Below are 15,021 nucleotides of genomic sequence, written 5' to 3' on the forward strand. Positions count from 1 at the left end.
AAAAGCCGCGCTCCCGTGAGGGAGCGCGGCTTTTTTGCATTAGGCGTTTGGGTTCAGACGATCGATATCTTCAACGTTTTGCCGCACGCCTGCGCGTATTTGCGCAATGTGTCGATAGAAGGCGAGTGCTCGCCCGAGGCAAGCGCGCGTTCGAGCCGCGTTACCGCCGGCGCTTTTGTACCCATGCGCTCGGCCACCTGCGCCTGGCTGAGTCCCGCCTTGTGGCGGGCGGCCAGCATCTGGTCGAGCAGCGCAAATTCTTCCCGGTTCAACCGGTCGTATTCCGCCCGCGCCTCGGGATCAGCGAGAACTCGCTCGCGCATTTCCCTAAAGGTTCCCACTCTTGACCTCCTCGTGCCGCTTACGCGCAATGTCCAGTTCCTTGCGCGGCGTGTGCTGCGTCTTTTTCACAATGCAGTGAAGCATCACGACACGACGATCCACGATTGCGCAGTAGAACACCCTCGCGATGCCTTCCGCCCCTTTGAGCCTAAGTTCGAACTAGCCGTCACCCATCGCTTTGGTGTGCGGCTCTCCAAGGTTCGGCCCGTGCTGCTCCATACGTTCGGCAAGCGCCACGAAGCGCACCGCGAGCATTTTCGGCAGCGCATAGATGCTGCGTTCGACACGTTCGCTGTAGAAGTCGATCCGGTATCCCATGGCGATTATAGTAACAAATATGTTACTGCGCCACGGGCATCCCAGAATCGCCGCGTTTGTCCTCGATCAGGTCAAAATCAGGTCAAAGGCGGCCACCCGCTCAATAAATCTCCGGAATGACGATCTCGTCCGGCACCGGCTGGCGAATATAGTCGGGATGATGCACGCGCGCGGGCAGCGTCACCTGCGGGTGCTCGATCTCGTGATACGGCACCTGGCTCAGCAAATGGTGAATGCAGTTCAGGCGCGCGCGCTTCTTGTCCACGCCCTGCACCACCCACCACGGCGCTTCGGGAATGTGCGAGCGTTGCAGCATCACTTCCTTCACGTGCGTATACGCTTCCCAGCGGCGGCGGCTTTCGAGGTCCATCGGCGAGAGTTTCCACTGCTTGAGCGGGTCGTCGATACGGCTCTGGAAGCGCACTTCCTGTTCGTCGTCGGTGATCGAGAACCAGTACTTGACGATCTGGATGCCGCTTCGCACCAGCATCTTTTCGAACTCGGGCACCGAGCGGAAGAATTCCTCATACTCGTCGTCGGTACAGAAGTTCATCACGCGCTCCACGCCCGCGCGGTTGTACCAGCTCCGGTCGAACAGCACCATTTCGCCGCCCGCCGGCAAATGCTGCACATAGCGCTGGAAATACCACTGCGTGCGCTCGCGGTTGTTCGGCGCGGGCAGCGCCGCCACGCGGCACATGCGCGGGTTCAGGCGCTGCGTGATGCGCTTGATGACGCCGCCCTTGCCCGCCGCGTCGCGCCCTTCGAAGATCACGATGAGCCGGTGCCCCGTGCTCACGATCCAGTCCTGCAACTTCACGAGCTCGCCCTGCAAGCGGATCAGCTCGCGGAAATAGACGCGGCGCAGCGCGCGCGCCTCGTCGGTGAGATGCAGGCCGCTCTCCTGCAACCGGTCGTCCACCTCCATTTCGAGCTCTTCGTCGTAGGCGTCGATGAGTTCCTCGTCGAGACGGCGGCGGCGATGCAGCTCGGCCTCCCGCTGTTCGGCGTCCTGCGGTTCGTCGGCCCGTTGTTCGGCGTCGCGCACTTGCGCGTCCGCCTGGCGGTCGAGTTCATTCATGGCGACTTCTCTCCTGGTTCGGTCAGCTGGCATCCCGTGTCGCGCCGCCTTGCGCCTTGCAGCTCGCGCAGGCGGACGCGGCCTCGCGCCACTATCAGCGCGCCGAGTGTCACGAATATTTCAAATGCATCACAACCGCTCACGCGAGCGGTCTGGCGAAGCTCAACTCGTGGCCGTCGGGGTCGAGGAGATGAAAATAGCGCTCGCCCCAGGGCGCGTCGCGCGGCGCGAATTCGGGCGTCGCCCCGGCCGCCAGCGCGTGCGCGTAGAACGCGTCCACGTCGGCGACGTAGAGAATCACGCGGCCCCAGCCGCCCACCGCCCCGTGCGGTCCCTCCAGCAAGTTCAGATAGCAGGCGCCCGCCGCGCCCGCGAGTTCGAATGACGCAAAGCCCGGCACCGCCGGCCCGGCCTTGTGCACGAAGCCGAGCGCCTCATAGAAGGGCGCGGAGCGCGCGATGTCGCTGACAGTCAGCGTCACGGCACTCAACGATACGATCTGCGCGGCGCGCTCGTTCATGGTTGCCTCCCGCGGTATGGCCCGCTGTTATCTCTCGTCGCCTGGCGACCGGTTCCGACGACTTTAGCAGCGTTCGCACGCGCCGGGCGGCAAGGGCGTCTGCGCTCAGGTCTGCGCTGAGGTCTGTGCTCAGGCCTGCCCGTCCGGCGCGCGGCGGCGCGTGCGCGCCGCGCCTGCCGCCTTGCCCGCGCCCGCGCCGCGCTTTTGCGCACTCGCGCCGGAGCCGCCCTGCGCGCTTTTCCCGCGCCGCGCGGCCCCGGCGGGCGCGCCTTGCGCGCCGCCGCCCCAAACCGGGGCGCTCGTTTTGACAGCACTGGTCGGACCACTTTCCGGCCAGCCGATCTCATCGCCAACCCGCGTGCGCACGAAGTCGATATGCGTCTGCATCGCCGTGCGCGCCTCCTCGGGACGCCGCGCGACGATCGCGTCGCACAGCGTGCGATGCTGCTGGAGCAGCAGATCCGGCGCGTCCTCGTTCTGCACGCGCAGCCCCGTGCCGTTGATCGTGATGTGCTCACGCAGCACGCCCAGCACGCTCGTATGCAGGTGCAGGAACATGGCGTTGTGCGAGGCCTGCGCGATCACCTCGTGCAGCTTCGCGTCGGCGTCGGCCTCCGCTGCCTTGTCGTCCACTTCGCGCGTGCGCTCCAGCTCCAGCATCAGCGCCCGGATGCGCGCGAGGTCGTCGTCGCTTGCGCGCAGCGCCGCGAAATACGCGGTCGCGCCTTCCAGCACGCGGCGAAACTCCAGGATGTCGTCGCGCAAGGCCGGATGATCGGACACGAGCTGCCCCCAGGGCGACGCGAAGCCCGTGCGCAACTGGTCGGTGACGAACACGCCCGCGCCCGGCCGGCTCTGCACGAGGCCGCGCGCGGCGAGCCGCTGGATCGCCTCGCGCACCGTGTTGCGCGCCACCTCGTATTGCTGCGCGAGCACGCGCTCGGAGGGCAGCTTCGCGCCCGCGCGCCAGGTGCCATCGAGCAGCGACGTCTCCATCTGCCGCATCACGGTTTCCACGCGCCCGCGCGTGAGCGCCCTGTCCCTCATTGCCATCCCCGAGTCTCGTTGTGATGTGCGGCATGTGCGGCGAGCGGTCCAACCAGTTTGAACCACTTGCCCGAACCGGGAATTATGCGCCCAAACCAGCGCACCACGCGGCACAACGATATCCAGCGAGACATGAATCCACGGCACTACTCCACCGGCCAGGCAACGCCAGCGCGGCCCACCGACGTCTATCTGTTCGCCACCTGCCTCGTCGACCTGTTCGTGCCGCAAGCCGGCCTCGACGCGGTGAAGCTGCTCGAACGCGAAGGGCTCACGGTCCACTTCCCGCGCGGCCAGAGCTGCTGCGGTCAGCCCGCGTACAGCAGCGGCAACCCACGCCAGGCGCGCGAAGTCGCGCTCGCGCAGCTCGACCTGTTCGACAAGCCCTGGCCCGTGATCGTGCCCTCCGGGTCGTGCGCGGGCATGATGCGTCACCACTGGCCCGCCCTGTTCGAAGGCGACGCGCAAAACGCCGCGCGCGCAAGCGAACTGTCGGAGCGCATCTATGAGCTGACCGAATTCTTCGTGCGGGTGCTGAAGGTGGATTTCGGCGCATATGGCAGTCCTGCGCAACCCGAAGAACGCGTCGTGCTGCACACCTCGTGCGGCGCGCGGCGCGAGATGGGCACACGCGTGCACGGCGTGGAAGCCGTGGACGCCCTGCCGGGCGTCACGCGCATCGAGCACGAGCGCGAGTCCGAATGCTGCGGCTTTGGCGGCACGTTCTCGCTCAAGCACCCCGACATTTCCGGCGCGATGGTCGCCGACAAGATCGCCTCCGCGTGCGCGACGGGCTGCGAGCGGCTCGTTTCCGCCGATTGCGGCTGCCTCCTCAACATCGGCCACGCGGCCGTGCACAAGGGCGCGCCGCTCACCGTAGAGCACCTCGCGTCGTTCCTGTGGCGCCGCACCGGCGGAGACACCGCATGAGCCTCGATACGATGAGCGCGCGTGCGCGCATGCTCGGGCGCTTGCGCGGCCATGCCCCCGCCGCGCCCGCCACGCCGGTCGAAGCGCTCGATGCGCGCATCGACGCGCATTTCGCTGAACGCCGTGCCCACGCGCCGCTCGCGTTGAACGAAAGCCTCGCGCAGTTCGAACGCATGCTCGAAGCTGCGCACGCCGAAGTGATCCGCGCGAGCGCCGCAACGTGGGCCGCCGATCTCGCGCAGCGGCTCGAAGCCGCGGGCGTGCGCCGCCTGCTGCTCGACCCCGCAAGCACCGAGGGCCAGGCGCTCGCCGCAGCGCTTCCCGCCGCCGTGCAGGCGCGCGGCTACGCGCAGCCCATCGAGCAATGGAAAAGCGAGTTATTCGACACGATCGACGCGGGCTTCACGGTCGCGCGCTCGGGCCTCGCGGCCACGGGCACGCTGGTGGTCGTGCCCGACGCGAACGCCCCGCGCACGGTTTCGCTCGTGCCGCCGCTGCACGTCGCGCTGATCCACGCGCGTACGCTGCACGCCGACCTGCATGCGGCCGTGGCCGCGGAGCGCTGGCGCGACGGCATGCCCACGAATCTCGTGATGATCTCGGGGCCCTCGAAGACCTCGGATATCCAGCAGACCACGGCGTACGGCGCGCACGGCCCGCGTGCGCTGTGGGTTGTCGTCGTGACCGACGACAGCGACGCAACGAACGCATCGAACAAGCCCACCGAAGCGCAGGAAACCGCCCAATGAGCACGACCACGCAGACGCCCAGCGCGACGGCCCAGGAAAGCGCGCTCCACTTCGTGCCGACGGCCGAATTCCGCCAGCGCGCACGCACGGCGCTCGACGACCCGCAATTGCGCAAGAGCTTTCGCGGCGCGATGGACTTCCTGCAAGGCAAGCGCGCCGCGCAGTTCCCCGAAGCGGACGAACTCGAAGCGCTGCGCGACCTCGGCGAAGCCGTGCGCCAGCACGCGCTCGCCCGCCTGCCCGAACTGCTCGAACAACTGGAAACGAAGCTGCGCGCCAACGGCGTCCAGGTGCACTGGGCCGAGACCGCCGACGAGGCGAACCGCATCGTCCACTCCATCGCGCAGCGGCACGCCGCCACGCGCGTGATCAAGGGCAAGTCGATGGCGAGCGAGGAAATCGAGCTCAACCATTACCTCGCGGAACGCGGCGTCGACTGCATCGAATCGGACATGGGCGAGTACATCGTCCAGCTCGCGGGCGAAAAGCCCTCGCACATTGTGATGCCCGCCATCCACAAGACGAAGGGCGACATCGGGCACCTGTTCGAAGCACATATTCCGGACACGCCCTTTACCGAAGACGTCGACACGCTCATTCAAACGGGCCGCCGCGCGCTGCGCCGCGCCTTCGTGGACGCGCAGATCGGCCTCTCGGGCGTGAACTTCGCCGCCGCCGACACGGGCACGCTGTGGCTCGTGGAAAACGAGGGCAACGGCCGCCTGTCCACCACGGTGCCCGACGTGCACGTCGCGATCATGGGCATGGAAAAGGTGGTCGCGAAGCTCGAACACATCGTGCCGCTTTCGAGCCTGCTCACGCGCTCGGCCACGGGCCAGCCGATCACGACGTATTTCAACCTGATCAGCAGCCCGCGCCGCGAAGGCGAAAAAGACGGTCCGCGCGAAGTGCATCTCGTGCTGCTCGACAACGGCCGCAGCCAGGCCTACGCCGACGAGCAACTGCGCGCCACGCTGCAATGCATCCGCTGCGGCGCATGCATGAACCATTGCCCGGTGTACACGCGCATCGGCGGGCATGCTTACGGCACGACGTATCCGGGCCCGATCGGCAAGATCATCTCGCCGCATCTGCTAGGACTCGACGCCACCGCCGATCTGCCCACGGCTTCGAGCCTGTGCGGCGCGTGCGGCGAAGTGTGCCCCGTGCGCATTCCGATTCCGCAACTGCTCGTGCGCCTGCGCACCGAAGCGAACCGCGACCCCGAGGAAAGCGTGGCGCATCCGCTGCGCGGCCAGGGCGCGAATCACAGCCGCAGCGAGCAGTTCATCTGGCGCTTCTGGAGCGGCGCGTTCGCGCACCCGCGCGCGTACCGCGCGCTGCGCTGGGCCGTCACGCGCCTGCGCGGCCTCGCGCCCTCGCAGCAAATGGGCTGGACACAGCACCGCGTGCCGCTCAAGCCCGCGCCGCGCAGCCTGCACGACCTGCTGCGCGAGCGCAACCAGCCGCAGTAGCGCAATCGCGCAATCGCGCTCAAGTCATCAGGCATGCGAAATAACCAGCAAAGCGTGTCTGACGGCTTCGCATAAATTTTCTACCCGCATCATCGGAGGAGACCGTAGTGCAACCCTGGCATCAGATCTACACCCCACTCGGCAGTCTGTGGCTATCCGCGCTCGTGGCCGCCGTTCCCATCCTGTTCTTCTTCGTCGCGCTCGCCGGACTGCGCATGAAGGGCCACGTAGCCGCCGCGATCACGCTGTTGCTCGCGCTCGCCGTGGCGATCTTCGAATACGGCATGCCCGTGCGCCAGGCGCTCGTTTCAGCGGGCTTCGGCTTTGCCTACGGCATCTGGCCCATCGCGTGGATCATCGTCACCGCGGTGTTCCTCTACAAGATCGTCGTGAAGACGGGGCAGTTCGAAGTCATCCGCGCCTCCGTGCTCTCGATCACCGACGACCAGCGCCTGCAACTGCTGCTCATCGGCTTCTCGTTCGGCGCGTTCCTGGAAGGCGCGGCGGGCTTCGGCGCGCCGGTGGCGATCACGTCGGCGCTGCTGGTCGGCCTCGGCTTCGAGCCGCTTTACGCCGCGGGCCTGTGCCTGATCGCCAATACGGCGCCGGTCGCGTTCGGCGCGATGGGCATTCCCATTATCGTGGCGGGCCAGGTGACGGGCATCGACCCGTTCCTGATCGGCGCGATGGCGGGCCGCCAGTTGCCGCTGCTCTCGCTCTTTGTGCCGTTCTGGCTCGTGTTCATCATGGACGGCAAGCGCGGCGTGAAGGAAACGTGGCCCGCCGCGCTCGTCGCGGGCGGCAGCTTCGCGGTGACGCAGTACTTCACGTCGAACCACATCGGCCCCGAACTGCCGGACATCACCTCGGCGCTCGTGAGCCTCGTCGCGCTCGCCGCGTTCCTCAAGGTGTGGCAGCCGCGTCGCGCCGCGCAAGGTGCGAACGTGCAAATGAGCGGCGGCGCCGCCACGCTCGGCGGCTTCGGCGGCGGTGCGGGCGGTTCAGGCGGCGCGCGCATGGGCGCTTCGAGCCGCCAGGCTTCGCCGTACAGCATCGGCCAGACCGTGCGCGCATGGTCGCCGTTCATGCTGCTCACGGCCATCGTGACCGTGTGGAGCATCAAGCCGTTCAAGGCGCTCTTCGCGGCCAAGGGGCCGCTCGCGGGCACCATCCTGAGCCTGCACGTGCCGGGCCTCGACCAGCTCGTCGTGCGCACCGCGCCGATCGTCGCCTCGCCCAAGCCATATGAGGCCGTGTTCAAGCTCGACTGGCTTTCCGCCGTGGGCACCGCGATCATGATCACCGCGATCATTTCCGCGATCCTGCTGCGCATGAAGCCGCGCGCCGCCGTGACCGCGTTCTTCGAAACGCTCGGCGAACTGCGCCGCCCCGTGCTCTCCATTGGCCTCGTGCTCGCCTTCGCGTTCGTGGCGAATTACTCGGGCATGTCGTCGACGCTCGCCCTCGCGCTTGCAGGCACCGGCGCCGCGTTCCCGTTCTTCTCGCCGTTCCTTGGCTGGCTCGGCGTGTTCCTCACGGGCTCCGATACGTCGTCGAACGCGCTGTTCTGCTCGTTGCAGCACACCACGGCGCACCAGATCAACGTGTCGGACACGCTGCTCGTCGCGGCCAACACCTCCGGCGGCGTGAGCGGCAAGATGATCTCGCCGCAATCGATCGCCGTGGCATGCGCGGCAACCGGACTCGTCGGCAAAGAGTCGGCGCTGTTCCGCTTCACCGTGCGCCACAGCCTGTTCTTCGCGGCTGTCGTGGGCCTGGTGACGCTGATCCAGGCTTACGTGCTTACCGGCATGATTCCGCAGTAACGGCGCGCAGTAGCGTTGTAATCGCTGTCACAGCACGCAAGGCCGTTGCCCGCTCCACGCAGGCAACGGCCTTTTTGCATGTGCAGCGAAAACACGAAATCCCGCTGCTTTAAGGGACTTTTAAGCCGCGCTGCCTACGCTCGATTCGTCCGGAACGCACTCGCGCGCGAAAACGCGGCGCAGGCCGGCCCCGATGAACGAATCGATGGAGGTCGACAATGAAAGCACGCTCAACTCCGTGGATCGGCGCGGCACTCGCGCTCGCCGTCATGATCGGCGCGCCCGGCGCGTGGGCGGCCACTCCAGCCACTCCGGCCAGTAGCGCGGCAAGCGCGACAGGCAGCGTCGGCGTCCTGCCGCCCGCCCAGCACAAGGGCGACATCGCGTATGTGTCCGGCGGCATCGGCAGCGACCAGTCGGGTGCGTTCAAGGCGGCGATGCACCAGTACCCGCTCTCGCTGGAATTCGCGCGGCAATCGGCTGACGGCAACGAATACCTCGCGAACGTGCCCGTGAAAATCGCCGACATGCACGGCACGCCGCTCCTTTCCACGCGCACGCGCGGCCCGTTCATGCTCGTGTCGATTCCCGACGGCCGTTACGTCGTGAGCGCGAGCCACGGCGGCAACACCGAACGGCGCACCGTCGACATCGGCAAGACCACGCGCGCTCACGAAACCTTCGTCTGGCCGATGTGACGGCCGCAGCGCCACGTCTTTGCGGCGGTTGCGTTGCGTGCGCAACGGTTTTACGCGGCGCATAGCGCCGCACGTCACTCACCTGCGAGGCGAGACACACGCCTCGCACGCCTACCGTCTTTCACCGCTTCGTCATTGCGCAGCGCACCTGGCCGTCACGACTTTTCCGGTTGTGCCAGGATCGATTGGTAACCGGGCCATATCGTGACATCACATGGCACTGCCGGCCCGGATTCGATGCGCGACGCATTCCGCGGTTCGCGCGTCGCACGCCTGCCGCGAACCCGAGATGACGACGACGCAACACGCCCCCCGCACGCGCGCACCGTTCCCGTGCGCAACCGATCCTGCCGCGCGCCTTGCTGCGTCGTCGCGCCACATACCCCCGCAAACCGCTTGCGCCGCGCGCCTGGATGCCGGTCATCCATCCCGCGCTTTCTCGACTGAGGGCGTCACTGCGCCGCAGTCCACGGCACTTGTCGCACCCGACTCCGTCACACATATGGCTGAGCCGGCCGGCGGCCGCCCTGCTTCGTGCAGCGCGCGCTAACGCGCCGGCGTCCGCACGCGGCCTTTCTTTTGCGGCTTTTTTTGCGCTTGCGCGCCCGCACGCCGCACACATCGAGCGAAACGCCCGTCGTTGCGGCAGCCGTTTTACACCATGCCCGCCAAGAGGAGAGCTTTGCCATGATCCACCGCCCCGACTTCGCCGCCCTCACCGCGCGTCGACTGCCTCTGGCGGTGCTCGTCGCCCTGCTGGCGGGCTGCGTTTCGCTCGCACCGCCCTATGAGCCGCCGCCCATGCCCGTGCCGGCCACCTTCCCCGACGCGAGCGGCAACCCCGCCACCGGCGGCGAACATACCGCCAACGCGGCCTTGATCGGCTGGCAGGACTATTTCACCGATCCCACGCTGCAAACGCTCATTGCCGACGCGCTCGACTACAACCGCGATCTCCGGCTCGCGATCCAGCGCGTGGACGAAGCGCGCGCCATGTACGGCATTCGCCGCGCCGACCAGTTTCCGACCATCGGCGTGGAGGCCGATCTGGCGCGCGCACGCGTGCCCGCAGACCTCTCAGGCGTGGGGCGGCCCGTCACCGGAAACCAGTTTCAGGTGGGCGTGGGCCTCGCAAGCTGGGAACTGGACTTCTGGGGCCGCGTAGCGAACCTCAAGGAAGCGGCGCTGCAAAACTATCTCGCGAGCGACGCGGCGCGCCAGGCCGTCACGCTCACCGTGATCGAGCAGGTCGCCAACAGCTACCTGAGCCTGCGCGAACTCGACGAGCGCATCATGCTCATGAACGAGACCATCGCGAGCCGCGAAAAGTCTTACCGCATCTTCAAGCGCCGCTACGAAGTGGGCTCGACGTCGAGGCTCGATCTCAAGCAGGTCGAAACATTGTGGCGTCAGGCCGTCGCCCTTGGCGCACAGCTTCAGCAGCAGCGCGCCACGCGCGTGAACGCGTTGCAGGTGCTCGTGGGCAAGCCGGTCGAACTGCCGCACGAAGACATCCGGCTCGACGACAACGCCGTGATGGCCGACCTCCCCGCAGGCCTGCCCTCCGACCTGCTCGTGAACCGCCCCGACATCGTCGCCGCCGAATTCCAGCTACGCGCGGCCAACGCCAACATCGGCGCGGCGCGCGCCGAGTTCTTCCCGAAGATCACGTTGACAGGCTCGTTCGGCACCGCCAGCGCGCAGCTCGACAGTCTCTTTACAGGGCCGAGCCGCGCGTGGAGCTTCGGGCCGACCGTCTCGCTGCCCATCTTCGACATGGGCCGCCGCGAGGCGAATCTCGACGTCACGAAGGCGCAGCGCGACCAGGCCGTGACGTCGTATGAACTGGCCGTGCAATCGGCGTTCCGCGACGTGGCCGATGCCATTGCCGCACGCCAGTGGCTGGCCGAACAGGTCGATGCGCTGCGCGCGACCGAAAAGGCCCAGGCCGAGCGCGCGCGCCTCGCGCAAATGCGCTACGACCATGGCGCCTCGCCGTTCCTCGAAGTGCTCGACGCGCAGCGCGACCTGCTCGCCGCGCAGCAGCAGCTCGTGGAAACGCGCCGCGCGCTGCTTTCCAGCCGCGTCGCGCTCTATTCGGCGTTGGGCGGCAGCGGCTTCAGGAACGATGTCGCCACGCCTTCGGCCACTCCCGTCAATCCCGCCGCGCCCGCCGCCGGCGTACAGAATCCATCCTGATCGAGGTTCCCGTCATGCAGATTTCAGCCCGCAAACTGATCCCCGTCGTCATCGTGATCGCGCTCGCGGCGGGCGGCTATTTCGGCTGGCGCATGCTTTCCGACCGTGGTCCGGGCGCCGGTTTCGTGAGCGGCAACGGCCGCATCGAGGCGACCGAGATCGACGTCGCCACCAAGCTCGCAGGTCGCGTGCAGGACGTGCTCGTGCGCGAAGGCGACTTCGTCACCGCAGGCCAGGTGCTCGCGCACATGCAGGTCGACACGTTGCAGGCGCAACGAAACGAAGCCGTGGCGCAGCATCAGCAAGCCGTCAATACCGAGGCGAGCGCGAAGGCGCAGGTTGCGCTGCGCGAGAGCGACCAGCGCGCCGCCGAAGCGGGCGTCACGCAGCGCGAAAGCGAACTCGACGCCGCGCGGCGACGTCTCGCGCGCTCCGAAAAGCTCTCGAAGGAAGGCGCCTCGTCGATGCAGGAACTCGACGACGACCGCGCCCGCGTGCGCAGCGCCCAGGCCGCGGTTGCTGCCGCAAAGGCGCAAGTCACCGCGGCAGCCGCGGCCGTGACCGCCGCGCGCGCTCAGCAAACGGGCGCGGCCTCGGCCATCGCGGCCGCGCAGGCCACCATCGACCGCGTTCAGGCCGATATCGCCGACAGCGATCTGCGCGCGCCGCGCGCGGGCCGCGTGCAGTTTCGCGTGGCGCAGCCGGGCGAAGTGCTCGGCGCGGGCGGCCGCGTGCTCAACATGGTCGATCTCGCCGACGTCTACATGACCTTCTTCCTGCCCACCAGCGCGGCGGGTCGCGTGGCGCTCGGCCAGGACGTGCACATCGTGCTCGACGCTGTGCCGCAATACGTGATTCCCGCGCGCATCACCTTCGTTTCGTCCACGGCGCAGTTCACCCCCAAGACCGTGGAAACGCAAAGCGAGCGCGAAAAGCTCATGTTCCGCGTGAAGGCGCAGATCGACCCCGAACTGCTGCAACAGCACCTCAAATACGTGAAAACCGGCCTGCCGGGCGTGGCGTGGGTCAAGCTCGACGCCGACGCAGACTGGCCCGCCAACCTCCAGGTGCGGGTGCCCTGATGAGCGAGCCCGCCGTTCGCATCGAACACGTCAGCCTGCGCTACGGCAAAACCGTCGCGCTGCGCGACGTGACGCAAGACGTGCCCGCCGGACTCATGGTCGGCTTGATCGGCCCGGACGGCGTGGGCAAGTCGAGCCTGCTCTCGCTCGTGGCCGGCGCGCGCGCCGTGCAGGAAGGCACGGTGTGGGTGCTCGGCGGCGACATGGCCGGCAAGCAGCACCGCGACGAGGTGTGCCCGCGCATCGCCTACATGCCGCAAGGCCTCGGCAAGAATCTCTACCCGACGCTTTCAGTCGAAGAGAACCTGCAATTCTTCGGCCGCCTGTTCGGTCACGACGAAAGCGAGCGCCGCCGCCGCATCGACGCGCTCACGCGCAGCACCGGCCTCGATCCTTTTCTCGCGCGGCCCGCGGGCAAGCTTTCCGGCGGCATGAAACAGAAGCTCGGCCTGTGCTGCGCGCTGATCCACGACCCCGACCTGCTGATACTCGACGAGCCCACCACGGGCGTCGACCCGCTCGCGCGCGCGCAGTTCTGGGACCTGATCAACGGCATCCGCAAGGAGCGCCCTTCGATGAGTGTGATCGTCGCGACCGCGTATATGGACGAGGCGCAGCGCTTCGACTGGCTGATCGCGATGGACGACGGCGCGATTCTCGCGACCGGCACGCCCGCCGAACTGCTTGCGCGCACAACCACCGAATCGCTCGAAGAGGCGTTCATCGCATTGCTGCCCGAAGCGAAGAAGCGCGGCCACGAGCCGGTCAGGATCGTGCCGCTGCGAGCCGACGCGCACGCGGAAATCGCCATCGAAGCGAAAGACCTGACCATGCGCTTCGGCGACTTCGTCGCCGTCGATCATGTGAGCTTTCGCATCCGGCGCGGCGAGATATTCGGCTTTCTGGGCTCGAACGGCTGCGGCAAGTCCACCACCATGAAGATGCTCACGGGCCTGCTGCCCGCGAGCGAAGGCAAGGCCTGGCTCTTCGGCCACGAGGTGAACCCGCGCGACCTCGACACGCGCCGCCGTGTGGGCTACATGTCGCAGGCGTTCTCGCTCTATGGCGAGCTGACTGTGCGGCAGAACCTCGTGCTGCATGCGCGGCTCTTTCACGTCCCCGAAGATCAGATCGAAGCGCGCGTGAACGAAATGGTCGACCGCTTCGATCTGGCCGAGGCGCTCGACACGCTGCCCGAAAGCCTGCCTCTCGGGGTGCGCCAGCGCCTTTCCCTGGCAGTGGCGATGGTGCACAAGCCGGAACTGCTGATCCTCGACGAACCGACTTCGGGCGTGGACCCGGTGGCGCGCGACAACTTCTGGCGCCTGCTCATCGCCCTCGCGCGCGAAGATCACGTCACGATCTTCATCTCCACGCACTTCATGAACGAGGCCGGCCGCTGCGACCGCATCTCGCTCATGCACGCGGGCCGCGTGCTCGTGAGCGACACACCCGAGGCCATCACGCTAAAGCGCGGCGCGGCGACGCTTGAAGAAGCGTTCATCGCGTATCTCGTCGATGCGGGCGCGGGCACCGAAGCCAGCGCAACCGGCGAGCTTGCGGCGCTTGGCGAAAACGCCACGGCAAACGCCGACACCCACGCAAGCGCAGCGCACGCGCAACAACGCGGCTTCAGCTTCCAGCGCGCATTCAGCTATATGTGGCGCGAAGCGCTGGAACTGCGCCGCGACCCCGTGCGCGCCACGCTCGCGCTCGCGGGCTCGCTGCTGCTGCTGTTCGTCATGGGCTTCGGCATCAGCATGGACGTGGAGGACCTGCGCTTCGCCGTGCTCGACCACGACCAGACCACGCTTTCCCAGAACTACGAGCTGAATCTCGCGGGCTCGCGCTACTTCGTCGAACGGCCGCCCCTTGCGAACTATGCGGACATGGACCGGCGGCTGCGCAGCGGCGAACTCGCGGTGGCGCTGGAGATTCCGCCGGGTTTCGCGCGCGACGTGGCGCGCGGGCGCCCTGTGCAGATCGGCGTGTGGATCGACGGCGCGAACCCGCAGCGCGCGGAAACCGTGCGCGGCTACGTGCTCGGCATGCACCAGGGCTGGCTGCTGCAACAGGCCACGCAGCGCCTCGGCACGAGCGCGCACGCCGCGGTCTCCGTCGAAACGCGCTTTCGCTACAACCCCGACGTGCGCAGCCTGCCCGCCATGGTGCCGGCCGTGATTCCGGTGCTGCTGCTCATGATGCCCGCCATGCTCACCGCGCTCGCCGTGGTGCGCGAAAAGGAACTGGGCTCGATCATCAACCTCTACGTGACGCCGGTTACGCGCCTCGAATTCCTGCTCGGCAAGCAGGCGCCTTATGTGCTGCTCGCGCTGCTGAACTTCCTGCTGATGACGCTCGTCGCGGTGACCGTGTTCGGCGTGCCGGTCAAGGGCAGCTTTCCCGCGCTGCTCGGCGCGGCCGTGCTCTACAGCCTGTGTGCGACGGCCATCGGCCTGCTCGCCTCCACGTTCACGAAAAGCCAGATCGCGGCGCTCTTCTTCACGATGATCGGCACCATGGTGCCCTCCGTGCAGTTCGCGGGGCTGCTCACGCCGGTTTCTTCGCTGGAGGGCGCGGGGCGCGTGATCGGCCAGCTCTATCCGGCCACCTACATGCTCACGATCAGCCGCGGCGTGTTCAACAAGGCGCTGGATTTCCACGACCTCTGGCAGTCGTTCTGGCCGCTCGCGCTCGCCACGCCCATCGTGATCGGCGTGACCGTCGCGCTGCTCAAGAAGCAGGAGTCCTGAC

Annotated in this window: 13 protein-coding genes and 1 pseudogene; 8 read left to right on the top strand and 6 right to left on the bottom strand. The window is 67.4% G+C overall.

Features of this window, described 5'->3' with window-relative positions:
• Nucleotides 1–53: 53 nt before the first annotated feature.
• From C7402_RS39690 to C7402_RS39710, 6 genes and pseudogenes are all read right to left on the bottom strand, one after another.
• On the bottom strand, nt 54–323 hold the full coding sequence (locus C7402_RS39690; RefSeq protein ID WP_372460308.1) for a helix-turn-helix domain-containing protein: 270 nt from the start codon (nt 321–323) through the stop codon (nt 54–56).
• 4 nt (nt 324–327) lie between these two features.
• A complete protein-coding gene (locus C7402_RS47870) occupies nt 328–462 on the bottom strand; it encodes a type II toxin-antitoxin system RelE/ParE family toxin (protein ID WP_372460309.1) in 135 nt (44 codons plus the stop codon).
• 39 nt (nt 463–501) lie between these two features.
• Complete coding sequence (locus C7402_RS47875) at nt 502–660, bottom strand: type II toxin-antitoxin system RelE/ParE family toxin (RefSeq protein ID WP_244315043.1); 159 nt, start codon at nt 658–660, stop codon at nt 502–504.
• A gap of 100 nt (nt 661–760) precedes the next feature.
• Nucleotides 761–1,708: a polyphosphate kinase 2 gene (ppk2, locus tag C7402_RS39700; RefSeq protein WP_372460312.1), complete on the bottom strand. Its 948-nt coding sequence runs from the start codon at nt 1,706–1,708 to the stop codon at nt 761–763.
• A gap of 172 nt (nt 1,709–1,880) precedes the next feature.
• On the bottom strand, nt 1,881–2,261 hold the full coding sequence (locus C7402_RS39705) for a VOC family protein (RefSeq protein WP_112171042.1): 381 nt from the start codon (nt 2,259–2,261) through the stop codon (nt 1,881–1,883).
• Between the two features lie 351 nt (nt 2,262–2,612).
• Nucleotides 2,613–3,266 (bottom strand): annotated as a pseudogene (locus C7402_RS39710) (FadR/GntR family transcriptional regulator); the annotation flags it as partial.
• Nucleotides 3,267–3,440: 174 nt separating this feature from the next.
• Here C7402_RS39710 and C7402_RS39715 point away from each other — a divergent pair.
• From C7402_RS39715 to rbbA, 8 genes are all read left to right on the top strand, one after another.
• On the top strand, nt 3,441–4,238 hold the full coding sequence (locus tag C7402_RS39715; protein WP_116614432.1) for a (Fe-S)-binding protein: 798 nt from the start codon (nt 3,441–3,443) through the stop codon (nt 4,236–4,238).
• A complete protein-coding gene (locus C7402_RS39720) occupies nt 4,235–4,987 on the top strand; it encodes a LutC/YkgG family protein (RefSeq protein ID WP_224038378.1) in 753 nt (250 codons plus the stop codon). Before C7402_RS39715 ends, C7402_RS39720 begins: the two co-directional genes overlap by 4 nt.
• Entirely contained in the window at nt 4,984–6,462 is a 1,479-nt protein-coding gene (locus tag C7402_RS39725) for a LutB/LldF family L-lactate oxidation iron-sulfur protein (protein WP_116614433.1), read from the top strand. Before C7402_RS39720 ends, C7402_RS39725 begins: the two co-directional genes overlap by 4 nt.
• Before the next feature lie 107 nt (nt 6,463–6,569).
• A complete protein-coding gene (locus C7402_RS39730) occupies nt 6,570–8,288 on the top strand; it encodes a lactate permease LctP family transporter (RefSeq protein WP_112171039.1) in 1,719 nt (572 codons plus the stop codon).
• A 218-nt stretch (nt 8,289–8,506) separates the two neighbouring features.
• Nucleotides 8,507–8,986, top strand: coding sequence for a carboxypeptidase regulatory-like domain-containing protein (locus C7402_RS39735; RefSeq protein ID WP_165842101.1), 480 nt, complete (start codon nt 8,507–8,509; stop codon nt 8,984–8,986).
• A 687-nt stretch (nt 8,987–9,673) separates the two neighbouring features.
• Nucleotides 9,674–11,185: an efflux transporter outer membrane subunit gene (locus C7402_RS39740; RefSeq protein WP_116614434.1), complete on the top strand. Its 1,512-nt coding sequence runs from the start codon at nt 9,674–9,676 to the stop codon at nt 11,183–11,185.
• A 14-nt stretch (nt 11,186–11,199) separates the two neighbouring features.
• Nucleotides 11,200–12,267 (top strand): HlyD family secretion protein, encoded by a 1,068-nt coding sequence (locus C7402_RS39745; protein WP_116614435.1) that lies wholly within the window; start codon nt 11,200–11,202, stop codon nt 12,265–12,267.
• Nucleotides 12,267–15,020, top strand: coding sequence for a ribosome-associated ATPase/putative transporter RbbA (rbbA, locus tag C7402_RS39750; protein ID WP_116614436.1), 2,754 nt, complete (start codon nt 12,267–12,269; stop codon nt 15,018–15,020). Before C7402_RS39745 ends, rbbA begins: the two co-directional genes overlap by 1 nt.
• The last annotated feature ends 1 nt before the right edge of the window (nt 15,021 follow it).

Source organism: Paraburkholderia unamae, assembly GCF_003096875.1.
GTDB lineage: Bacteria > Pseudomonadota > Gammaproteobacteria > Burkholderiales > Burkholderiaceae > Paraburkholderia > Paraburkholderia unamae.